The sequence below is a fragment of the Bacillus cereus genome, from assembly GCF_002567495.1.
GTDB lineage: Bacteria > Bacillota > Bacilli > Bacillales > Bacillaceae_G > Bacillus_A > Bacillus_A cereus_AQ.
Genome location: NZ_NVAP01000024.1, coordinates 24,510 through 47,081, shown reverse-complemented (window position 1 = coordinate 47,081; position 22,572 = coordinate 24,510). Strand labels below are relative to the sequence as shown.

The following is a 22,572-nucleotide window of genomic DNA, read 5'->3' as shown; positions in this document are numbered from 1 at the left end:
CAGTCTTCTCTCATTTATATGGTGTTGTTGCTTTCACTTTTTGTCGGTAAGTCGATATAATTCAAAAATCGCTGATATATTTTTAAACGGCGATCAATATAATTTCATTTACCGTCGAACCATTATCTGAATTTCATCAACTATTAATCAGTTGCCTTCCTATTTAAAAACGACTACAATTTTACTGTTATATATATGAACGAAAAAAATAGAATAGGAGGGGAAACTATGCCAAGGAAAGTATGGCTATTAGTAGCTGGGATGATTATTAATGTCACGGGTGCTTCTTTTTTATGGCCTTTTAATACAATTTATTTGCATGATCATCTAGGGAAATCTTTATCTGTGGCCGGGATGGTACTAATGATCAACTCGCTTACTGGTGTAATCGGAAACTTGCTCGGCGGTGTTTTATTTGATAAATGGGGCGGTTATAAATCAATTTTAGTAGGAATTGTTATTACACTCGTATCGATTTTAGGTCTTGTGTTCTTCCACGGTTGGCCGTTATATGTTGTGTGGTTAGCGTTAATCGGATTTGGTTCTGGAATGGTCTTCCCATCGATGTACGCGATGGTCGGTACGGTTTGGCCAGAAGGCGGCAGGCGGGCATTTAATGCAATGTATGTTGGACAAAATGTTGGTATTGCAATCGGAACAGCGTGCGGTGGTTTAGTTGCTTCATATCGTTTTGATTATATTTTCTTAGCGAACTTTATTTTATACTTTGTTTTCTTCTTAATTGCTTTTATTGGATTCCGCGGTATGGAGGACAAGAAAGAGCCAGGAGTGCAAAAAGAAATCGAAACGAAAAAAGGGTGGTCACTTACACCTGGATTTAAAGCACTTCTTATCGTGTGTGTAGCATATGCTTTATGCTGGGTTACATACGTACAGTGGCAAGGAGCCATTGCAACACATATGCAGGAATTGAATATTAGTCTTCGTCACTATAGTTTATTATGGACGATAAACGGAGCGATGATTGTTTGTGCACAGCCACTCGTTAGTATGCTAATTCGCTGGATGAAGCGTTCTTTAAAGCAACAAATTATGATTGGAATTTTCATTTTTGCCGCGTCATTCATTGTGTTAAGTCAAGCGCAGCAATTTACGATGTTCCTCGTGGCAATGGTGACATTAACAATTGGTGAATTATTCGTATGGCCAGCGGTCCCGACGATTGCGAATATACTTGCACCAAAAGATAAATTAGGATTCTATCAAGGGGTCGTAAATAGTGCGGCGACTGTAGGGAAAATGTTCGGACCGGTCGTTGGCGGAGCGATTGTGGATTTATACAATATGGAAGTATTGTTTATAGCCATCATGGTAATGCTTGTAGTAGCGCTTATTGCAACGAGCATGTATGATAAACGAGTAAAAGTAGAAGAAACAGTTGAAGAAAAAATTGCAGTTTAGTTTGACGGAACATGTAACATGTTTTAGAATATATTTAAATAAAATAACCTTTGGAACAAGGGAGATAGCTCGGCTGTCTTGAGACGAATTCGTTAGTTATGAAAAATAACGATGAACCGAGAAGTCCTCACTTCAAGTAAGCTCTTAAGAGATACGAAGTGATGGATAGTTCACATTAACTTATATGTGTAATAACAGTGAGAAGGAGTAGTAGTAATAGAAGCTGGTTTAGAGAGTTGACGGTCGGTGCAAGTCAATCCACGTTTCGTTATGAACTCGCCTTTGAGTTGCAGTTGTGAAACTAATAGTAGCAATTGCCGTTAATCCACGTTACGGATCTAAGCGAATGTACATTTGTACATTAATTTAGGGTGGTACCGCGGGAATCTATAACCTCTCGTCCCTTTCTAGGGATGAGAGGTTTTTTGTATTTTGGGCGGTGAAAATAAATTGAATTTCAAGGAGGGTATCTCATGAGCTTTAATCATCAAGAAATTGAGAAGAAGTGGCAAGGGTACTGGGAAGAGAATAAAACATTCCGTACGCCAGATGAGACAGAAAAACCAAAATTTTATGCACTAGATATGTTTCCATATCCATCAGGTGCAGGCTTACACGTAGGACATCCAGAAGGTTATACAGCGACAGATATTTTATCTCGTATGAAGCGTATGCAAGGGTATAACGTTCTTCATCCAATGGGATGGGATGCATTCGGTCTTCCAGCAGAGCAATATGCACTTGATACTGGAAACAGCCCAGCTGAATTTACAGAGCTTAATATTAATACGTTCCGTAATCAAATTAAATCATTAGGTTTCTCTTACGATTGGGACCGTGAAGTAAATACAACAGATCCAAACTACTATAAGTGGACACAATGGATCTTCCTGAAATTATTTGAAAAAGGTTTAGCTTACGTTGATGAAGTACCTGTAAACTGGTGTCCAGCACTTGGTACAGTACTTGCGAATGAAGAAATCATTGATGGTAAGAGTGAGCGCGGTGGACATCCAGTTGAGCGTCGTCCGATGAGACAGTGGATGTTAAAAATTACAGCTTACGGAGATCGTTTATTAGAAGATCTAGATGAGCTTGATTGGCCAGAAAGCTTAAAAGATATGCAACGTAACTGGATCGGTCGTTCTGAAGGTGCAGAAGTACACTTCAACATCGATGGTACAGATGAGAAATTCACAGTTTTCACAACGCGTCCTGATACACTATTTGGTGCAAGCTATTGTGTACTTGCTCCAGAACATGCACTTGTTGCAGACATTACAACAGCAGAGCAAAAAGAAGCTGTAGAGGCTTACATTAATTCTGTAAAAATGAAGAGTGACCTAGAGCGTACAGAACTTGCGAAAGAGAAAACTGGTGTATTCACTGGTGCTTATGCAGTTAACCCAGTAAACGGTGAGAAATTACCAATCTGGATCGCTGACTACGTTCTTGCAACTTACGGAACAGGTGCTGTAATGGCAGTTCCAGCTCACGATGAGCGTGACTATGAGTTCGCATCAACTTTCAATCTTCCAATGAAGGAAGTTGTAAAAGGTGGAGACATTACGAAAGAAGCATACACAGGTGATGGTGCACACGTAAACTCAGCATTCCTTGATGGTTTAAATAAAGAAGAAGCAATCGCAAAAATGATTGAATGGCTTGAAGTAACGAGCGCAGGAAATCAAAAAGTAACGTACCGTCTACGTGACTGGTTATTTAGCCGTCAACGTTACTGGGGTGAGCCAATTCCAGTAATCCACTGGGAAGATGGTACAATGACAGCTGTGAAAGAAGAAGAATTACCATTAGTTCTTCCGAAAACAGAAAACATCCGTCCTTCAGGTACAGGTGAATCACCACTTGCAAACATTGACGAGTGGGTAAATGTTGTAGATCCTGAGACTGGTAAAAAAGGTCGTCGTGAAACAAACACAATGCCACAATGGGCTGGTAGCTGCTGGTATTACCTACGCTACATCGATCCAAACAATAACGAAGCGCTTGTAGATCCTGAAAAAGTAAAACAATGGCTTCCAGTTGATATTTATATCGGCGGAGCAGAGCATGCTGTACTTCACTTACTATATGCTCGTTTCTGGCATAAAGTATTATACGATATCGGTGTAGTTCCAACGAAAGAGCCATTCCAACAATTATTCAACCAAGGTATGATCTTAGGTGAAAACAACGAGAAAATGAGTAAATCAAAAGGTAACGTTGTAAACCCTGATGATATCGTAGCAAGCCATGGTGCAGATACACTTCGTCTATACGAAATGTTCATGGGACCATTAGATGCTTCAATTGCTTGGTCTGAAAATGGTCTTGACGGAGCTCGTCGTTTCTTAGACCGCGTATGGCGCCTATTCGTTCAAGATAATGGTGAATTAAGTGAGAAAATTACTGATGCACCAAATAAAGAGCTTGAAAAAGCTTATCACCAAACAGTGAAGAAAGTAACAGAAGACTATGCAGAGCTTCGCTTCAACACAGCGATTTCTCAAATGATGGTATTCATCAATGATGCATACAAAGCTGAAACACTTCCGAAAGAATATGTAGAAGGTTTCGTAAAAATGGTTGCACCAGTTGCACCTCACATCGGGGAAGAACTATGGAGCAAGCTTGGTTACAATGAAACAATCACATATGCAAGCTGGCCAACATTTGATGAGTCAAAACTTGTAGAAGATGAAGTTGAAATCGTTGTTCAAGTTATGGGTAAAGTTCGTGCAAAACTAACAATGAGTAAAGATGCATCAAAAGAAGAAATGGAACAAATTGCACTTGAGGCAATTCAAGACCAAATTGAAGGGAAAACAGTTCGCAAAGTAATTGTTGTTCCTGGAAAACTTGTTAACGTTGTTGCAAACTAATGTAAGAAAGAAAAGCTCAGAGCATGTATGCTCTGAGCTTTTCTGTATGAAAAATTATTTCTGGATCACCTTAATCTAAGTTTTCAATTATTCCACTACGTACAAATAAAAGAGCGGAATTCCAATACAGACAAACACCTATTCTTCTATAAGAAATATGATAAAAAAGGTAGGCTAAATTGAGTAGAAGAGGTGAAAGGAATGAAAGGGATGGACAATAATGCACCACATGGTTTCTTCGGGGGTGGATCGGATAGTAGTTATGAACAAATGATGTTAATGGGAGCAGGACAACAAGGATACGGTGGAATTCCGGGCTGGATGGGCGGAACACCTGGAGGTTTTTCGACATCAGTAGCTGGTGTACAAACAGGAATTCCAACATTAACAGGAGGATTTCCAACATCGGTAGCTGGGGTGCAAACGGGAATCCCAACATTTGTTGGCGGAGCAGCGGGAGGAGTACCAGTAGGCGTACCAACTACATTTCCATCTTTCGTTGGAGGAGTACAGACAGGATTTCCTGTACCGGGAGTAGGTGTTGTAGCAGGAGGAGTAGGCGGATATCCACAAGGTGTTCACGGTCACCACGTACATCATCATCAAGGTCAACATGGCCACCACCAAGGTCATCATCATCATCAAGGTCAACACGGCCACCACCATGTACATCACCATCATCAAGGTCAACACGGCCACCACCATGTACATCACCACCATCAAGGTCAACATGGACACCAAGGTCAACATGGACACCAAGGTCAACATGGACACCAAGGTCAACATGGACACCAAGGTCATCACCAACAACAAGTACATCACCAAGGCCACCACCACATTCATCCGCAAGCTGTTCTTTATCAAACGCACCACGGCCAACAACATGGCCATCAAGGCCATCACCACCACGGCCAACAACATGGACACCAAGGTCACCACCACCACGGCCAACAACATGGACACCAAGGTCACCACCACCACCACGGCCAACAACATGGACATCACCAAGGTCAACAACATCACCAAGGTCAACAACATCAACAACATCAACATCAACAACAACAATATCAACAACAGCAATCTTCTCCTTGGACAGGTGGAATGGGAGCAGGAGGAGCAGGAGCAGCGGCAGGAGCAGCTAGCATTGGTGGAGCAGCAGGACATGCGGGACACGTGGGTCATTAATGAGTCAAAGGAAAAAAGATATAATAAAAAACTGCTAGGAAATCCTAGCAGTTTTTTTCAGCTTCTTGGCGTTGGCGTTCAATTTCAGCACGAAGTTGTGGTTCTGGTGCTTGCCAGCCTTCTGGTTTTAGAATTTTACCGTCGCCTTCACGGAAGCGAGGTTTTCCATCAGGGAATAGTTTTGCCATGTTGGCGTTGTTTACAATTTCGAATCCTTTGTCTGGACGTACGCCCATTTCTGCAAACGTTCCGAATGCAAAGTAAATAAGATCAATCAGTGCATCGTATTGATCCTCAACAGTCGTTGCCTCTAGAAACTCTTCTAGTTCTTCTTGCATAAAACTTGCACGGATTTTTGCGCGCTCTTCTGTTAATTTTGTTGGAGTATTTGTCACAGGATGTCCAAAGACTTCATGCATTTTCGCAACAAGTTCGTATCCTTTATCTAAACCTTTTTCGTTTGTCATGTTGTTTCATCCTTTCTTACGTTATGCCGAAGTTTATTGTAACATAGATGACCAGTGACTATTCTTCTTTCTTAATTAAAATAGATAAAATAAGATCAATGCCAAAAATACCGACGAGTAACATTGGTATAACGACAAGCAAGTAACGTGTGAAGGAAACATTTTTCAAATATGTATGAGCAAATAAAAAAACGCCGAGAAATAAAATACCATTTAAAATAGGCTTTACTAATTTTTTAGACATAAGCTCCCCCATAAATATCTTCTCTCTCTATTTGGTAATAAAAAACTCCTCTCTCCGTTTTATCATGCTGGAGAGAGGAGTTCAATCATTTCTCATTCAATTACACCAGAATTTGTAATGTTAACGGTGTATTTTATTTGAATTGGAACATCTTTGTACATTTGTTTCCACTCCTCTAATTTGAATGGGCGATAATGTTGTTTATATTTTGCTCCTAGCCCGAGAGGATCGACGTTTAAAGATTTAAATTGCTTAATTAATTTTGCAGCCTGTACATCCAATTGTTTTTGTACATTTTTTTCAATGTTTTTTGTGTTCTTGTTATTTTCTAAGTTAATTTGTTTCGATAGTTCTTGAATACGAGCTTCAAGGTTAACATGAATGAAAAAAGAAGGTTTACCATTTTTTATTTTTATATCGTAAGTTGGAACAGAACGAATATTATTAATCATTACGTACGCAGAATCTGTTTTAAATTCATGTGAATCTAATTTATGTTTCTCTAACAGCCCTTTAAATATGAACATATCTTTTTGCGCAATTTTACCAATATATTTATCTTTTTTAAAAAGGCCAATTCCGGTAATTTTTATTTTATCACCATGTTTCTTTAAAATTGGAATATAGTAGTCTTGCCCTTCTTGATAATAACGGAATGCTCCTACATGCAGATTATCTGTTGGTAAAGGACCAGTTTCCATATTATGTTCTAGCAACTTTTTTATATAAATTGCAACGTTGTATGAAGTTGTATATTTGCCTTTTAAAAGTTCAGTACCATTCCCCTCTAATAAACCAACATATAAAGCGTTCCCTATATTCACATCTCGAAGTAATGTATCGAATGAAGTAGACATTCCTGTTTTGGCAAGTCTTATAGTATAGAGAGCAACACGCATTTGTCCGCTAGCAAAGGGTTGAGAAGATTCTAAAGATGTGTCTGCTTTTACTTGTTTTACCGCATTTGCGCTGCCTTCAAAAACTTGAACTTTATTGCCTTTTTTCTGAATGGGACAAACGAATGTCACTTTTACCTTATTATCTTTTCCTACATCAAAAACGCTTCCTTGAATAAGCTGTACATCATCGATAATATTTTTTTGTAAACATCCAGTTAGACTGAAGAGTGTTATACAAGAAATAAGTATTAATTTACTTTTGATTTTTTCCATTTTCTTTTCACCCACACAATGATAAATAGGATAGGGATGTATACATAAATAAGCCAGAAACTAACTTTTGACGCATTACTAATAAAATTATTAATATCGTGTCTGTTTGTTAAAAGTTGTGAAACAATGAGAGTGATAAGGATGAAAGCGATTAGAACACCTCTTTGTTTCACTCGAAATATTTCGTGAGTGCCTCTCGTTGCTGCCCATAAAGGAAGGATAAAACTTGAAATAATCACGAGTGCATAGCCTGAAATTGCAATATATTCTAGTCTTTCTATGAACGGTAATTGAATGACTTGGGTCATAGAAAGTTGCGACCATATCGTTTTTAACAATTGCTTCTCACTAAAAAATACAAAGGCTAAAAGGGTACTAAATAAATATAGTAGGTTTGAAAATAGTGCCCCGAGTTGAGCGTATTTATGAGATTGCATAGGTTTTTTCACAAAAGGATACACCATGAGGTAAATCTCAAAGCCTGTCATACTGTAGATTGACAGATGTGCCGATTTTAAAATATCTGAAAACGAATGTGTGAAAATAGGAAGTAAATTATCCCAATGTGAGTATTTCAAAACGAATAGGCTAAGAAGTAAATATCCTAGTGTACCACCAACAGAGATGACGCAAATGCCAGTAATGACACGAAATCCAGAAGAAATAATGTAATAACTAACTAAGCATAAAAAGAGTGTTAACATAAAGGTGGAAGCGGTAGGGAACATCCATACTTGAATAATTTCAACATATGTTCGAATGACGGAAATACTGACGATTAAAAAATAAGCTGCAAAGATGATATTAAAGCCATTCCCTAGCCATTTTCCAAATGTTTGTCGATGTAAATCAATTAAATTCCCGTTTGTTTCCCTTAATAAAAAATACATCATCCATATAAGAATATGGATACCGAGTCCTGTGATTACAACTCCCATCCAGCCGTCGTATCCAGCAGCCTTTGCAATGATTCGAGCGAAGCCGAGAACACCAGCTCCAAACTGTGCACCGTGAATTAAGAAGAAGACAAAGACAGGAGATATTTGATATTTTTCTTGAACTTTACTCATCAATGCACCTCAGTTCTTAATCATCAAAATCCGATCTATGTTTTGTTGAAATTCCTTTCGCTGCTTTTTTTACATGTTGTGGTCTTGCTTGTACATCACGTGTATCAATCATTGTTAAAGGAAAACGAATCCAAGAATCTTTAACAGATTGTTGTCTTGTTGGGTAGAACAAAGCGTACGGCTTGCGTAAAGAAGTAAGTCTAAATAGATGGGTAAATAAAAAGATAAATCCAAGAGAAATCCCGAAAAGTCCTCCTATTTCTGCAAATGCGAGAAATGGGAAGCGTAGTAATCGAACCGCATTACCCATTTTATAAATAGGTGTAATAAAGGAAGCGAGTGCTGATAGGGCAACGATAATTAATAAAATGTTACTCGTTAAACCAGCTTGTACAGATGCTTGCCCGATTACGATACCGCCTACAATACCGAGCGTTTGACCGACTTTCATCGGTAACCTCGCGCCAGCTTCTCTCAGTAAGTCGATTGCAAGTTCTAAAAAGAGTGCTTCAATTAAAGGCGGGAATGGTACTTGTGCCCTTGATAAAATCAAAGTTTCAAGTAAGTCACTTGGAATGAGTTCATAATGATAATTTAAAACTGCAACGTATAATGGTGTAGCGCATATCGAGAATAGAACGGCAAGAAGGCGTAAAATCCTTGAAAATGTAGCGTATAGCCAAGAGACGTTATAGTCTTCAGGTGAAATGAAAAAATCGAAATAGGATACAGGTGTTAGTAGAACACTTGGAGAACCATCCACAAAAATAGCGATTTTCCCATCAATTAGTGCTTTTGTAACTCTATCAGTACGTTCTGTATTGATATAGAGAGGGAAAATCGACTTTTCACCCATTAATTCTTGTATATAAGCACTATCATTAATTTGATCATATTCAAGAGCGCGTAATGATTCCTCAAGAAAATCTACATTATCTTTTTCAGCGAGGTTGTCTAAATACATCATGACAACTTTCGTTTTGGAAAACTCCCCGACAATCATTTCTTTTGTTTGTAAATCTAAAACAGGAAGACGTTTTCGAACTAAATTAATATTTGTATCAATATCCTCTACGAAACCTTCTTGAGGACCAATAACAGTCGACTCGTTTAAAGGAGGAGTTGGCGCACGATAATTATCAATTGCAATGTTTGCAAGCATGCATTTTTGGTCTTGCTGGTTCAATTGAATAATCGCATGTCCCTTTAAAACCATATCCTCAATTTTTTGTAAGTCGTTTGTAATTGTAATGCCGCTCATCGGAATATGTTCTTTTAGTTCTTCTAGCGAAGTACAAGGTCTTTCTAAAAGAGCAGGCATTAAATATTTCTGTAATTTCTCCCCATCAAGTGAAGGACGATAGTAAGAAATCCAATAAGGCATCGTCTCATCGTCAGATGTATGGTAATTAATAAAATCACTAGACTTTTTAAGTTTCTCTATTAAATCTTGTAGAGAATGAATACGGTCCTTTGTTGGCTTCGTAAAATCATAAATACTGTTCTCCCCAGCGCTTTGAGATTGATTTTGAGAAGAGTTATCTTGCTTAGAGCTTTGCTNNGAAGAGTCATCTTGCTTAGAACTTTGTTGTTTGTTTTGAGAAGAGTCATCTTGCCTGTTATTTTTACCTTTAGTATGTTTCATACTTCTAGTCTGTTCGTTGTTATCGTCATCTTGATTGTTAGACTGCTGCTCCCAGTTATCGGCTTCTTTTGCTTCTGTTGTATTTGATTTTTTTTTCTTACGTAACCAATTCCAAATCATATGTATGCCCTCTTTAATTGTGTAATATAGTGCTATTTTGTGGCTAATTTTGTATATTATTCATTTATTTATGAAAAGAAGGAGGAGATTGGTTTGTATAGAAAAAAACCTTTAGTAAGCAGTTCATACTATAACGGGGAGAGGGAGAGTCTGTGCAAATTGTAAAAAAGGAGAAGTTTGTTTTAAAAGAATTTACGTTTGAAAATGGTAGGGGAATTCCTGTTCAAATGGGGTACGAGACATATGGTACGTTAAATAGAGAAAGGTCAAATGCGATTTTGGTTTGTCATTACTTTAGTGCAACAAGTCATGCGGCGGGGAAATATACAGAGCATGATGAGGAGCCTGGTTGGTGGGATGGGCTTATTGGACCAGGTAAAGCAATTGATACAAATAAGTATTTTGTTATATGTACTGATAATCTTTGTAATGTGCAGGTGAAGAATCCATATGTCATTACAACGGGGCCGAAATCGATTAATCCAGAAACTGGAGAAGAATATGTAATGGATTTCCCTGTGTTTACATTTCTTGATGTAGCTCGTATGCAATATAGATTAATAAAAGATATGGGAATCTCAAGATTATACGCTGTAATGGGACCCTCAGTTGGTGGGATGATTGCGCAGCAATGGGCTATTCACTATCCTCATATGGTAGAGCGGATGATTGGTGTTATTACGAATCCGCAAAATCCGATTATCACTTCAGTGAATGTAGCGCAAAATGCGATTGAAGCAATTCAACTAGATCCAAGTTGGAAAGGTGGAAAATATGGAGAGGCGCAGCCAATGAAGGGACTGCATTTAGCAAATAGAATGATGTTCATGAACGCATTTGATAATAATTTTTATGAAACGGCATTTCTTCGTAACAGTGTAGAGGTAGAACCTTATGAAAAGTTTTCTTCATTAACATCATTTGAGAAAGAGATAAACAAATTGACATATAGAAGTATAGAGTTAGTAGATGCAAATTCGTGGATGTACACCGCGAAAGCAGTTTTATTACATGATATTGCACATGGATTTTCTTCATTAGAAGAGGCTCTTTCTAACATAGAAGCAAATGTACTCATGATTCCGTGCAAACAAGATTTGCTTCAGCCGCCACGTTATAATTATAACATGGTAGACATTTTGCAAAAACAAGGAAAATATGCGGAAGTATACGAGATAGAAAGTATAAATGGGCATATGGCAGGAGCATTTGATATTCATTTATTTGAAAAGAAAGTGTATGAATTTTTAAATCGGAAAGTATCTAGTTTTGTGTAGGCAATAAATAATGTGAAAAAGGTGCAATATGTGTAGTAGGCACCTTTTTTTACATGATTTGTAGACGGAAAATATATGTAGCGATTGCTATACCGAAGAACGCTATACTAAGTAATAGAAATAAGAATGACATTTCTTGGGGAGATTTTATCTTTTTATTATTTTTCATACTAAGTGCAATAATTGCAGCGAGTAAGAACACAATGCCCATAATGAAAAGAAAAAGCGTCATTTTAATCGACTCCTTTCATAAAACAAGTATATTGAGGATACAATGTGCTAGTTATGTTTGTAAAGAATAAGTTTTGCAAGAAAATTGAGAAATAGCTTTTTGATTTCTTTGCGTTCTTTCTTTCGCATGCTAAAATTGGTAGAGAATGTTTGTGACAAAGAAACTAAAGGTTTTATTGTATATAAGGAGGAACTACATATGACAGAAGTTAAAACAATTACTACAGAAGAGGTACAAGAGCGTTTAGAAAATGGAGAAACGTTATTTTTAGTAGACGTAAGAGAAGATGAAGAAATAGCGACAGGAAAAATTCCAGAAGCTGTACATATTAAAATGGGTGATATCCCAACTAAAGTAGATTTCTTTAATAAAGAGAATGAATATATCTTTATTTGTCGTTCGGGAATGCGCAGTGAAAATGTATGCCATTATTTAAATGAGCAAGGATTTAAAACGATGAACATGGTTGGCGGTATGCTTCAATATGAAGGTGAAACGAAATAGTTAATAGTTAAAAACTTGAAACGAGTATGTTTCAAGTTTTTTTTCTTTTGCATACAGTATATAAAAGGAGGATGGAGAAGATGGGAATTAACATGCGTAAAGTAAAAATTATAAATAATACAGGAGCTGTTAATGTTGGCGATTGTTATGATCTCTCACCTTTTGCTGTATCAAAAGCGTATGCGGGTGCTGGAGGGGCGAGTGCGGCTATTTTTTTAAATGGGAAAAGGCAGCCAGAAGCAGTAATTAGAACATCAGTATTTCTTCCACCATTAGCAACGAGTACACGTACGTTAGGTTCGTAAAAGAAAGGTGGAGTGTAAGTATGCCTGCGCATATAAAAGAGTTTGTTATTGTTAATAATACTGGGAACATATTTACAGGTGACAATTTGAGTGATACTTCATTTACTGCTTCGAAATCGTATAGTGGTTCACTGGGGTGCACTTGGATTGACGTTGTTACAGTAATAGGGACGGAGACGAAGCTTTGTTTACAGCCAGGAGATTCGGTCACAACAACGTATACGCGAGGTACTCCTGCTGGTACTGTAACAGGAACAAATACCGGGCAAGGTGCAAATGTGTCGAGTACTATGCAGGCGGTGCCAAATACAGATAATATGGATTCAGTTGCTGGACTCCCTTAAGGAATTAAGGGAGTTTTTATTATTTAAAATAAAAATAGTCTTGGAGATTATTTTTGTAAATAGATTAAGAAGAGGTTTATTTATTATGAAAAAAACGGTTTGTAGGTGGTGAAAGTGTGAAGAATCGTGACAATAAAGGGAAACAACACTCTAATTTTAGAATTCCACCAGAACTTATTGGTCCTACTTTTCCTCCTGTTCCAACTGGATTTACCGGTATAGGGATTACTGGCCCAACAGGTCCACAAGGTCCGACTGGCCCTCAAGGACCAAGAGGATTACAAGGTCCAATGGGAGAGAGGGGGCCGACAGGACCTCAAGGTGTGCAAGGAATTCAAGGGACACAAGGACCAATAGGTGCAACTGGACCAGAAGGACAGCAGGGTCCACAAGGATTAAGAGGACCACAAGGGGAAACTGGAGCGACAGGTTTACAGGGTGTGCAAGGTTTACAAGGGCCGATTGGTCCAACAGGTTCGACTGGAGCACAAGGGATACAGGGTGTACAGGGATTACAGGGGCTGATTGGAGCTACTGGACCTGAGGGACCTCAAGGAATCCAAGGAGTGCAAGGGATACCGGGAGTAACTGGTCCTCAAGGAATCCAAGGAGCGCAAGGAATCCAAGGGCCACAAGGACCAAGTGGAAGTACCGGATCAACGGGAGCAACCGGTCAGGGGATAACTGGTCCGACTGGAATAACAGGTCCAACAGGGATAACTGGACCATCTGGAGGACCTCCTGGTCCGACAGGGCCAACTGGTGTGACAGGTCCGGGTGGTGGACCGAGTGGAAGTACAGGTGCGACTGGAGCAACAGGTGCAACTGGAAATACTGGAGCAACTGGTCAGGGGATTACCGGTCCGACGGGAAGTACAGGAGTAACAGGTGCGCAGGGGCTACAAGGAATTCAAGGTATCCAAGGGCCAATTGGCCCAACAGGTCCAGAAGGACCGCAGGGGATTCAAGGTATTCCTGGTCCGACGGGAATAACTGGTGAACAAGGAATCCAAGGGGTTCAGGGGATTCAAGGAGTAACAGGAGCAACAGGAGATCAAGGTCCACAAGGTATACAGGGGGCTATAGGACCTCAAGGAGTAACGGGAGAAACAGGAGATCAAGGTCTACAAGGTATACAAGGAGTACCAGGTCCATCAGGAGCAACGGGACCACAAGGTGTTCAAGGGATACAAGGTCCGATGGGTGATATAGGACCAACAGGTCCAGAAGGCCCAGAGGGACTTCAGGGCCCGCAAGGAATACAAGGAGTGCCAGGGCCAGCTGGAGCAACAGGTCCAGAGGGTCCGCAAGGGATACAAGGCATTCAAGGACCGGTAGGTGCAACAGGTCCAGAAGGTCCACAAGGAATACAGGGAATACAAGGAGTGCAAGGGATAACGGGAGCAACAGGAGTACAAGGAGCAACTGGAATTCAAGGGATACAAGGGGAAATCGGTCCAACGGGTCCAGAGGGTCCCCAAGGAGTGCAAGGTGTTCAAGGGGCGATTGGTCCAACAGGTCCGATGGGGCCACAAGGGGTTCAAGGAATACAAGGAATTCAAGGAGCAACGGGTGCACAAGGAGTGCAAGGTCCACAAGGGATTCAAGGAATCCAAGGCCCGACAGGGGCAACAGGAGATACGGGAGCAACAGGGGCGACAGGGGAAGGAACTACAGGCCCAACTGGAATAACGGGGGCAACAGGGGTAACGGGGCCTTCTGGAGGACCGGCAGGACCGACTGGCCCAACGGGGCCATCAGGTCCGGCGGGAGTTACAGGTCCGTCCGGTGGACCACCAGGCCCGACAGGAGCAACAGGTTCGACAGGAGCAACAGGAGATATCGGTGCGACAGGCTCAACAGGAGATACGGGAGCGACAGGAGCAACCGGAGCAACTGGAGTGACGGGTTTGCAGGGCCCACAAGGAATTCAAGGTGTGCAAGGAGAGATAGGTCCAACGGGTCCACAAGGTGTTCAAGGTCCCCAAGGAGTGCAAGGGATAACGGGAGCAACAGGAGATCAAGGTCCGCAAGGGATTCAGGGCCCTCAAGGAATCCAAGGTCCAACTGGCCCGCAAGGAATTCAAGGCCCCCAAGGTCCCCAAGGAATCCAAGGAGCAACTGGGGCAACTGGAGCACAAGGCCCACAGGGAATCCAAGGTCCTCAAGGGATTCAAGGTCCGACCGGCCCCCAAGGTCCAACTGGAATTCAAGGTGTGCAAGGAGAAATAGGTCCAACCGGTCCGCAAGGTGTGCAAGGCTTGCAAGGTCCACAAGGCCCAACCGGGGATACGGGAGCCACAGGTTCGCAAGGCCCACAAGGAATTCAAGGTCCAACGGGAGCCACGGGAGCGACAGGTCCCCAAGGAATTCAAGGCCCTCAAGGAATTCAAGGTCCCCAAGGAATCCAAGGTCCAACGGGTGCCACAGGAGCCACAGGTTCGCAAGGTCCGACCGGTGATACGGGTCCAACAGGTTCGCAAGGAATCCAAGGCCCAACTGGTCCAACCGGAGCTGGAGCAACCGGAGCCACAGGAGCGACCGGGGTGACTGGAGTTAGTACAACTGCAACGTATGCATTTGCGAATAATACATCAGGAACCGCTATTTCCGTTTTATTAGGTGGTACGAATGTACCATTACCGAACAATCAAAATATTGGCCCAGGAATTACCGTCAGTGGAGGGAATACTGTATTCACAGTTACGAATGCAGGAAATTACTATATAGCTTATACAATAAATTTAACAGCCTCTTTACTTGTAAGTTCTCGTATAACTGTAAATGGCAGTCCGCTTGCGGGAACGATAAACGCTCCAACAGTGGCTACTGGTTCATTTAGTGCACCGATAATTGCTAACTTGCCTGCTGGAGCCGCTGTTAGCTTGCAATTATTTGGATTAGTTGCAATAGCTACATTATCTACAACAACGCCAGGGGCTACTCTCACGATTATTAGATTAAGTTAATAAGTAGAAAACCTTGAAACTTTTATGTTTCAAGGTTTTTTTATCCTTGTATTTGCAAGTAAATCTCGTTAATCAGCAGGAGAGTGGATACCCTCTAATTATTTAAAGTTTCACTTTATTCACTTGAGTAAAAACATCGCAGTTCGAAAATATATTATAATAGAATGAAAAGAAAGAAATTTGGCAGAAAGGGAGGGTGGCGATGCAGGAGATGGTTAAAGATTTTTTTGGGCGCCCACTTCAAGATTTACGTATATCTGTCATTGATCGTTGCAATTTTAGATGTACATATTGTATGCCAGCGGAAATATTTGGGCCAGATTATGCTTTTTTGAAAGATGAGTTTTTACTAACTTTTGATGAAATTGAGCGTTTGGCAAAATTATTTGTTAGCATCGGTGTACGAAAAATTAGAATTACTGGCGGTGAGCCACTGCTTCGCAAAGATTTAACAAAGCTTATTGCACGTCTTGTGAAAATTGATGGGCTAATAGATATAGGGTTAACGACAAATGCTATTCATTTAACGAAACAAGCGAGGGTGTTAAAAGAAGCCGGTTTACATAGAGTGAATGTTAGTTTAGATGCGATAGATGACAACATATTTAGGAATATTAATGGTCGAAATATTAATACGAAGCCAGTGATTAAGGGAATTATAGCAGCGAAAGAGGCAGGGCTGGAAGTAAAGGTAAACATGGTTGTGAAAAAAGGGATGAACGATCATCAAGTACTCCCGATGGCTGCATATTTTAAAGAGCAAGAAATTCCGCTTCGGTTTATTGAGTTTATGGATGTTGGTAGTACGAATGGATGGAATTTTGATCAAGTGGTTACAAAGCGAGAATTGATTGAGATGATTCATAGAGTGTACCCGCTTGAGCCAGCTGAAGTACATTATTTTGGTGAGGTTGCGAAGCGATATCGGTACGTTGGAACAAATGTCGAAGTTGGTTTTATTACATCTGTTTCTGAGTCATTTTGTGCCTCTTGTACGAGGGCGAGAATTTCGGCAGATGGAAAGTTTTATACGTGCTTATTTGCGACAGAGGGTTTGGATGTAAGGGAACTTCTTAGAGGAAATCTTTCGGATGATGAGTTATTGAGTGTTATACAAGATGTATGGATGAATAGAAAAGATAGGTATTCGGATGAACGGACAGAAGAAAGTGCAAAAAATCGTCCGAAAATCGAAATGTCTTATATTGGAGGATAAGAAAGGAGGCTATCGTATGCAGGAGCGATATTCAAGACAAATATTATTTTCTGGTGTTGGAGAAGAAGGACAGAGAAAAATAAGAGAGAAGCATGTGCTTATTATTGGTGCTGGTGCTCTCGGTGCGGCGAATGCAGAAGCGATTGTTAGAGCAGGTGTTGGAAAAGTAACGATTGCTGATCGTGATTATGTAGAATGGAGTAATTTACAAAGACAACAACTATATACAGAAGAAGATGCAAAGCAGTATAAACCAAAGGCGATAGCGGCAGTAGAACATTTACAAGCGATTAATTCTGAGGTGGAAATGAATCCGGTTGTGACTGATGTAACGGTGCGAGAAATGGAAGAACTAGTGAATGATGTAGATTTAATATTAGATGCGACAGATAATTTTGAAACGCGTCTTCTTATTAATGATATTTCACAAAAGTATAATATTCCATGGATATATGGTGGTTGTGTCGGAAGCTACGGGGTAACGTATACAATTTTACCAGGGCAAACACCGTGTTTTCGCTGTTTAATGGAGCATCCAGCGAGCGGAGCAACATGTGACACAGCTGGTATTATACAACCGGCAGTACAGTTAGTAGTTGCGCATCAAATTACGGAAGCGCTAAAAATATTAGTAGAAGATTTTGGGGCGCTTCGTGAAACGATGTTATCGTTTGATCTTTGGAATAATCAACAGATGGCATTTAAAGTGAATAGGCAGAAAAAAGATACTTGTTTATCTTGCGGAAGGTTACGTACATATCCGAGTTTGACATTTGAAGCACAAACGAAAACAGAAGTGTTATGTGGTCGAAATACAGTACAAATTCGTCCGGGTATGCGAAAGAATTTTAATTTAGAAGAAATTAAAAAGCGCTTACAAAGAAGTGTAGAGATAAAGGCGACGCCTTATTTATTATCATTTCCGGTAGAAGAATATCGTTTTGTTTTATTTGCAGATGGCAGGGCGTTTATTCATGGGACGAATGATATGAATGTAGCAAAAAGTCTATATGCAAGATATATAGGTTGAACCTAAAGGAAACCCTTTAGGTTCAACGGAGAGAGTATTATGAATTTCTCGTATAATCCCCACTTTTTCCACCTGTTTTTTCAAGTAAGTATGTTTCGCCGATAATCATACCTTTATCGACAGCTTTACACATATCATACACAGTAAGAGCGGTAGCGGAAGCAGCTGTTAAAGCTTCCATTTCAACGCCGGTGCTACCTTCTGTTTTAACTTTTACTTCAATGAGTAAACGATATTGTTCTTCTGATTGTTTCCAATCGAAAGAAACGTCAACACCTTTTAATAATAAAGGATGGCACATTGGGATAATATCAGAAGTTCGTTTCGCGGCCATAATGCCTGCGATTTGCGCAACTGCTAATACATCACCTTTCCCAATTTCATTGTGAGAGATTTTATCGTAAATTTCTTTCGTAACGACAATGCTAGAGCACGCAATTGCTGTTCGAACGGTTGCTTTTTTGTCGCTTATATCAACCATTTTTGCGCGTCCTTGGTCATTAAAGTGTGTAAATGAAGACATGGAATTCCTCCTTGAAGTAATTTCTATTGAATACATAAAGTTTAATCGAGATAAAAAAAATTGCAAATATGAGGTGAGAAACGATGGTAGAAAAACGAATTCCAATTCAAGTTGCTGAGGCAGTAGAACGGGTAATGAAATATGCGAAGCATGGTGAATTAGAAGAAGTTTCTATTACGGAAAGTTACGGGAGAATTCTCGGGGAAGATGTTGTCTCAGATCATGACGTTCCTCATTTTGATCGTTCTCCTTATGATGGTTTCGCCATTCGAGCAAAAGATACGAAAGGAGCAACTCAAGAGAATCCAGTTGAATTTGAAGTAATAGGAGAAATTGGGGCAGGTTCTGTTTTTTTAGAAAAAGTAGGAGCTTTGGAAGCGATTCGTATTATGACAGGAGCAGCTATTCCAGAAGATTGCAATGCAGTCGTAATGCTAGAGCTGACAGAAGGGTTTGAGAAGAGCGGAAAAACATATATGAAGTTAAAACGCCCGTTTAATAGCGGTGACAATGTGTCGTTTAAAGGAGAAGATATAAAACAAAATCAAGTTCTCGTTAAGAAAGGTGTTGCAATTAATCCAGGTGTTGCGGCCTTATTAGCGACGTTTGGATACAGCACTGTGAAAGTTGTAAAACAGCCTGTTGTCGGTATTGTAACGACGGGAAGTGAATTACTAGAAGTACATGAGTCATTAGAGCCGGGGAAAATTAGAAATAGTAACTCGTATATGATTGCAGCTCAAATTATGAAAGCTGGCGGGAGGGTTCGTTATTATGGCCAACTTGCCGATGAGTTAGCTGCATGTTTTACAGCTGTTCAATCAGCGATGGATGAGGTCGACATTTTAATTACAACAGGCGGTGTGTCAGTAGGAGACTATGATTACTTACCAGCTATTTATGAAAGATTACAGGCGAATGTCCTCTTTAATAAAATAGCGATGAGACCGGGAAGTGTAACGACAGTAGCTGAAGTGGATGGGAAGTTACTTTTCGGTTTATCAGGAAATCCATCTGCTTGTTATGTAGGATTTGAATTATTTGTGCACCCAATTATAAAAACGTATTTGTATGCGAAGGAACCTCACGTATATAGAGCGGATGCTATTTTACAAAAAGATTTTCCTAAGCCAAATCCATTTACTCGTTTCGTAAGAGCGAACGTAACGATTGTGGACGGGGCGTTACAAGCGATGCCGGTCGGTTTAGATAAATCGAGTGCGGTATCTTCACTTGCAGATGCGAATGCTTTTATCGTGTTACCTGGAGGAACGAGAGGATTTGAGACCGGGATGAAAGTATCTGTATTATTGTTAGAGCACTCTGAGGGATGTGATTGGCCATGGGCAAAGCCCCTTCAATCTTACAAATAGTAGGATATCAAAATAGCGGAAAAACGACACTTGTAGAGAAAATTGTGCATGCGTTAGCTGAAAGTGAAATGAAAGTTGCTACAATTAAACATCACGGGCACGGAGGTTTTCCAGAAGTAGCGCAAAAAGATAGCGAAAGACACCGTAAAGCTGGTGCTGTCGTAAGTAGTGTAGAAGGTGCTGGATTGCTCTCGCTTTCTTCGCTAAAAGAGAAATGGTCGTTGAAAGAAATTATTCGCTTATATGAGTTTTTTGAAGTGGATATAATTTTAATAGAGGGTTATAAAAAAGAGAACTATCCGAAAGTAGTGTTACTTCGTTCTGCGGAAGATGTTGAACTTTTACATAAAGTAGAAAATATAGTAGCAGTTATTACGTGGTATGATGCCCCGGAAAACATACGAGAAGAATATAAAGTATTTCATATAACAGAAGAAGAGTTGTACATAGACTGGTTTTTACAAACGGTTAGGAGTGCGAAATGACAAATACATATTATGAAGTAATTGATACAGAAATCTCGATTGAAGAGGTAACGAAGAAAGTGATTCGCCGTGAATGCGGTGCTGTTACAACATTTATTGGAACGGTTAGAGAGTTTACGAAAGGGCGTCGTACATTATACTTAGAGTATGTCGCTTATAAGACGATGGCGGAAAAGATGCTAGAGAAAATTGGCTCAGAAGTGAAAGAGAAATGGCCGGGTACACATGTTGCGATTACACATCGCATTGGTACGTTGCAAATTTCTGATATAGCGGTTGTTGTTGCTGTTTCAACACCACACCGTAAAGCGGCTTATGAAGCGAACGAATATATTATGGAACGCATAAAACAAATTGTTCCGATTTGGAAAAAGGAGTTTTGGGAAGATGGTGACTCATGGATTGGTGATCAATTAGAAAAAACATCATATCCGGCGGGAGAGCCTGGGAAGGAGCTATAAGTATGATTCGAGTATTGTTATTTGCGCACTTGCAAGAAGAAGCGGGGACAAGTGAATTACAAATAGAGAAAGAAAATATTACGGTTGCAGAGTTAAAAGATGTTGTTGCGAAAGAATATAATGTACCAGTTTCAGCGCCAATTATGGTTGCGATTAATGAAGAATATGCAAATGAAGATGATACGATCCGAGCTGGTGATGTTGTTGCACTAATCCCACCAGTGAGCGGTGGTTAATATTGGATTCATTAAAACGACTTTCCTGAGTAGGAGAAGTCGTTTTTTTATGGCGTTTTTGAGAACACTAACTTATAGGACAAGGAGGGCATTATGAAAAAAATATGTGTAATTATTACCGTGATATGTTCTATCTTTTTCTCTTCCCCAAGCGATTCTTGGGCGGAAGAATCAAGGGAACAGCTTTTAGAGAGTGCATTATTGAATAGGTACTATTCGGTTATTAGGCAAGTGACCAAAGATCAATATGAATGTGATGCAGTTATAAATATAAAGCGTCTCGGCAGGAAGGATGAGTTTGTTCCTAGATTTGAAGTTACGCTACAATTTCTTACATTTCAAGGGGCACATAATCCGCCAAATGACAAAGTTACACTTACTTTGGAAGATTATTTAGATCATATAAAGGTAAAAAATGTGGAGCGTGAAAAAAATGTTTCTAATGATGTTGTAGAAAAGATTTGTGCGAGCAAAAAAGAAAAAATGAAAGCTCACTCTAATGATTTAGAGCGGTAACCTATGACATTTTGCAAAGAAAGGTAATGGGCAATGGATATATTTTTAGCGATTTTACCAGCTATATTTTGGGGAAGTATTGTGCTATTTAACGTAAAGTTGGGCGGGGGACCGTATAGTCAAACGCTTGGAACGACGTTTGGGGCACTTATTTTCTCGATTGTTGTTTATATTTTTATGAAGCCAGCATTAACACCTACCGTTATTGGAGTTGGAGTTGTGTCGGGTTTATTTTGGGCGCTTGGTCAGGCGAATCAATTGAAAAGTATTGATTTAATGGGTGTTTCGAGGACGATGCCAATTTCAACAGGACTTCAATTAGTCGCGACGACTTTATTTGGCGTTATCGTATTTCATGAATGGTCCACGACAATATCGGTCGTCCTTGGGATTTTAGCGCTCGTTTGTATTATTATCGGTGTTATTTTAACATCACTTCAAAGTGAAGAAGAAAAAAATGCAGAGCAAGCAGCAAATTTTAAAAGAGGTATCGTAATTTTATTAATTTCAACAGTCGGTTATTTAGTTTACGTAGTAGTGATTAGGTTATTTAACGTAGATGGTTGGTCGGCTTTATTACCACAAGCAGTTGGTATGGTATTAGGGGGTATTTTACTTACGTTTAAGCATCATCCATTTAATAAATATGCGATACGAAATATTATTCCAGGATTAATTTGGGCAGCTGGAAATATGTTTTTATTCATTTCACAACCGCGTGTCGGAGTAGCAACAAGTTTTTCACTATCACAAATGGGAATTATTATTTCGACGCTTGGCGGGATTCTTATATTAGGTGAAAGGAAAACGAAGCGTCAATTAACAGGAATTGTTGTGGGTATCGTTTTTATTATTGCGGCTGGAATTATGCTAGGTATTGCAAAAAGTTAAAGG

At 39.8% G+C, this 22,572-nt stretch carries 23 protein-coding genes and 1 other annotated feature; of the genes, 16 read left to right on the top strand and 7 right to left on the bottom strand.

What is annotated here, in order from left to right; genetic code table 11:
- The first annotated feature begins 228 nt into the window (after positions 1–228).
- The 3 genes from COK05_RS11230 to COK05_RS11220 all read left to right on the top strand — a co-directional run bounded on the left by COK05_RS11230 (position 229) and on the right by COK05_RS11220 (position 5,489).
- Positions 229–1,422, top strand: coding sequence for an MDR family MFS transporter (locus COK05_RS11230; RefSeq protein ID WP_098612644.1), 1,194 nt, complete (start codon positions 229–231; stop codon positions 1,420–1,422).
- A gap of 188 nt (positions 1,423–1,610) precedes the next feature.
- Positions 1,611–1,830, top strand: a binding site (T-box leader).
- A 65-nt stretch (positions 1,831–1,895) separates the two neighbouring features.
- Positions 1,896–4,304 (top strand): leucine--tRNA ligase, encoded by a 2,409-nt coding sequence (gene leuS / locus COK05_RS11225; protein ID WP_098612643.1) that lies wholly within the window; start codon positions 1,896–1,898, stop codon positions 4,302–4,304.
- Between the two features lie 201 nt (positions 4,305–4,505).
- A complete protein-coding gene (locus COK05_RS11220; protein ID WP_098612642.1) occupies positions 4,506–5,489 on the top strand; it encodes a hypothetical protein in 984 nt (327 codons plus the stop codon).
- A 44-nt stretch (positions 5,490–5,533) separates the two neighbouring features.
- Here COK05_RS11220 and COK05_RS11215 read toward each other — a convergent pair whose 3' ends face one another.
- The 5 genes from COK05_RS11215 to COK05_RS11195 form a co-directional block, all read right to left on the bottom strand.
- A complete protein-coding gene (locus tag COK05_RS11215) occupies positions 5,534–5,956 on the bottom strand; it encodes a hypothetical protein (RefSeq protein ID WP_000180554.1) in 423 nt (140 codons plus the stop codon).
- 58 nt (positions 5,957–6,014) lie between these two features.
- Positions 6,015–6,200: a hypothetical protein gene (locus tag COK05_RS11210; RefSeq protein WP_000038779.1), complete on the bottom strand. Its 186-nt coding sequence runs from the start codon at positions 6,198–6,200 to the stop codon at positions 6,015–6,017.
- Positions 6,201–6,292: 92 nt separating this feature from the next.
- Complete coding sequence (locus tag COK05_RS11205; RefSeq protein ID WP_098612641.1) at positions 6,293–7,372, bottom strand: Ger(x)C family spore germination protein; 1,080 nt, start codon at positions 7,370–7,372, stop codon at positions 6,293–6,295.
- On the bottom strand, positions 7,348–8,442 hold the full coding sequence (locus tag COK05_RS11200; protein ID WP_098612640.1) for a spore germination protein: 1,095 nt from the start codon (positions 8,440–8,442) through the stop codon (positions 7,348–7,350). Before COK05_RS11200 ends, COK05_RS11205 begins: the two co-directional genes overlap by 25 nt.
- 16 nt (positions 8,443–8,458) lie before the next feature.
- Entirely contained in the window at positions 8,459–10,207 is a 1,749-nt protein-coding gene (locus COK05_RS11195) for a spore germination protein (protein ID WP_098612639.1), read from the bottom strand.
- Between the two features lie 152 nt (positions 10,208–10,359).
- On the opposite strand from COK05_RS11195, the gene COK05_RS11190 reads away from it, so the two are divergent.
- Positions 10,360–11,484, top strand: a complete 1,125-nt coding sequence (locus COK05_RS11190) for an alpha/beta fold hydrolase (RefSeq protein WP_098612638.1) — start codon at positions 10,360–10,362, stop codon at positions 11,482–11,484.
- 49 nt (positions 11,485–11,533) lie between these two features.
- On the opposite strand, the gene COK05_RS11185 is transcribed toward COK05_RS11190, so the two are convergent.
- A complete protein-coding gene (locus COK05_RS11185) occupies positions 11,534–11,716 on the bottom strand; it encodes a hypothetical protein (RefSeq protein ID WP_098612637.1) in 183 nt (60 codons plus the stop codon).
- A 198-nt stretch (positions 11,717–11,914) separates the two neighbouring features.
- Here COK05_RS11185 and COK05_RS11180 point away from each other — a divergent pair, with 198 nt between their 5' ends.
- The 6 genes from COK05_RS11180 (at position 11,915) to COK05_RS11155 (ending at position 18,084) form a co-directional block, all read left to right on the top strand.
- Positions 11,915–12,220 (top strand): rhodanese-like domain-containing protein, encoded by a 306-nt coding sequence (locus COK05_RS11180; RefSeq protein ID WP_098612636.1) that lies wholly within the window; start codon positions 11,915–11,917, stop codon positions 12,218–12,220.
- 80 nt (positions 12,221–12,300) lie between these two features.
- The gene (locus tag COK05_RS11175; protein WP_000512596.1) at positions 12,301–12,525 is read left to right on the top strand and encodes a spore germination protein; all 225 of its coding nucleotides are present in this window, start codon (positions 12,301–12,303) and stop codon (positions 12,523–12,525) included.
- A 20-nt stretch (positions 12,526–12,545) separates the two neighbouring features.
- On the top strand, positions 12,546–12,869 hold the full coding sequence (locus tag COK05_RS11170; protein WP_098612635.1) for a hypothetical protein: 324 nt from the start codon (positions 12,546–12,548) through the stop codon (positions 12,867–12,869).
- Between the two features lie 116 nt (positions 12,870–12,985).
- On the top strand, positions 12,986–15,838 hold the full coding sequence (locus COK05_RS11165) for a BclA-related collagen-like exosporium protein (protein ID WP_098612634.1): 2,853 nt from the start codon (positions 12,986–12,988) through the stop codon (positions 15,836–15,838).
- 202 nt (positions 15,839–16,040) lie between these two features.
- A complete protein-coding gene (gene moaA / locus COK05_RS11160) occupies positions 16,041–17,054 on the top strand; it encodes a GTP 3',8-cyclase MoaA (RefSeq protein ID WP_098612633.1) in 1,014 nt (337 codons plus the stop codon).
- A 16-nt stretch (positions 17,055–17,070) separates the two neighbouring features.
- Positions 17,071–18,084, top strand: a complete 1,014-nt coding sequence (locus COK05_RS11155; RefSeq protein ID WP_098612632.1) for a molybdopterin-synthase adenylyltransferase MoeB — start codon at positions 17,071–17,073, stop codon at positions 18,082–18,084.
- A gap of 37 nt (positions 18,085–18,121) precedes the next feature.
- On the opposite strand, the gene moaC is transcribed toward COK05_RS11155, so the two are convergent.
- Positions 18,122–18,607 carry a cyclic pyranopterin monophosphate synthase MoaC gene (gene moaC, locus COK05_RS11150; RefSeq protein ID WP_000094146.1) on the bottom strand — a complete coding sequence of 162 codons (486 nt, stop codon included), beginning with the start codon at positions 18,605–18,607 and terminating at the stop codon, positions 18,122–18,124.
- 83 nt (positions 18,608–18,690) lie between these two features.
- Here moaC and COK05_RS11145 point away from each other — a divergent pair, with 83 nt between their 5' ends.
- The 6 genes from COK05_RS11145 to glcU all read left to right on the top strand — a co-directional run bounded on the left by COK05_RS11145 (position 18,691) and on the right by glcU (position 22,569).
- Complete coding sequence (locus COK05_RS11145; protein WP_098612631.1) at positions 18,691–19,980, top strand: molybdopterin molybdotransferase MoeA; 1,290 nt, start codon at positions 18,691–18,693, stop codon at positions 19,978–19,980.
- Positions 19,950–20,465: a molybdopterin-guanine dinucleotide biosynthesis protein B gene (mobB, locus tag COK05_RS11140; protein WP_098612630.1), complete on the top strand. Its 516-nt coding sequence runs from the start codon at positions 19,950–19,952 to the stop codon at positions 20,463–20,465. The genes COK05_RS11145 and mobB overlap by 31 nt, the downstream gene beginning before the upstream one ends.
- Entirely contained in the window at positions 20,462–20,926 is a 465-nt protein-coding gene (gene moaE / locus COK05_RS11135; RefSeq protein ID WP_098612629.1) for a molybdopterin synthase catalytic subunit MoaE, read from the top strand. The genes mobB and moaE overlap by 4 nt, the downstream gene beginning before the upstream one ends.
- A gap of 2 nt (positions 20,927–20,928) precedes the next feature.
- Positions 20,929–21,162, top strand: coding sequence for a molybdopterin converting factor subunit 1 (gene moaD, locus COK05_RS11130; RefSeq protein WP_098612628.1), 234 nt, complete (start codon positions 20,929–20,931; stop codon positions 21,160–21,162).
- Positions 21,163–21,255: 93 nt separating this feature from the next.
- Positions 21,256–21,678, top strand: coding sequence for a DUF3888 domain-containing protein (locus COK05_RS11125; protein WP_098612627.1), 423 nt, complete (start codon positions 21,256–21,258; stop codon positions 21,676–21,678).
- Positions 21,679–21,711: 33 nt separating this feature from the next.
- Entirely contained in the window at positions 21,712–22,569 is an 858-nt protein-coding gene (gene glcU / locus COK05_RS11120; protein ID WP_098612626.1) for a glucose uptake protein GlcU, read from the top strand.
- The last annotated feature ends 3 nt before the right edge of the window (positions 22,570–22,572 follow it).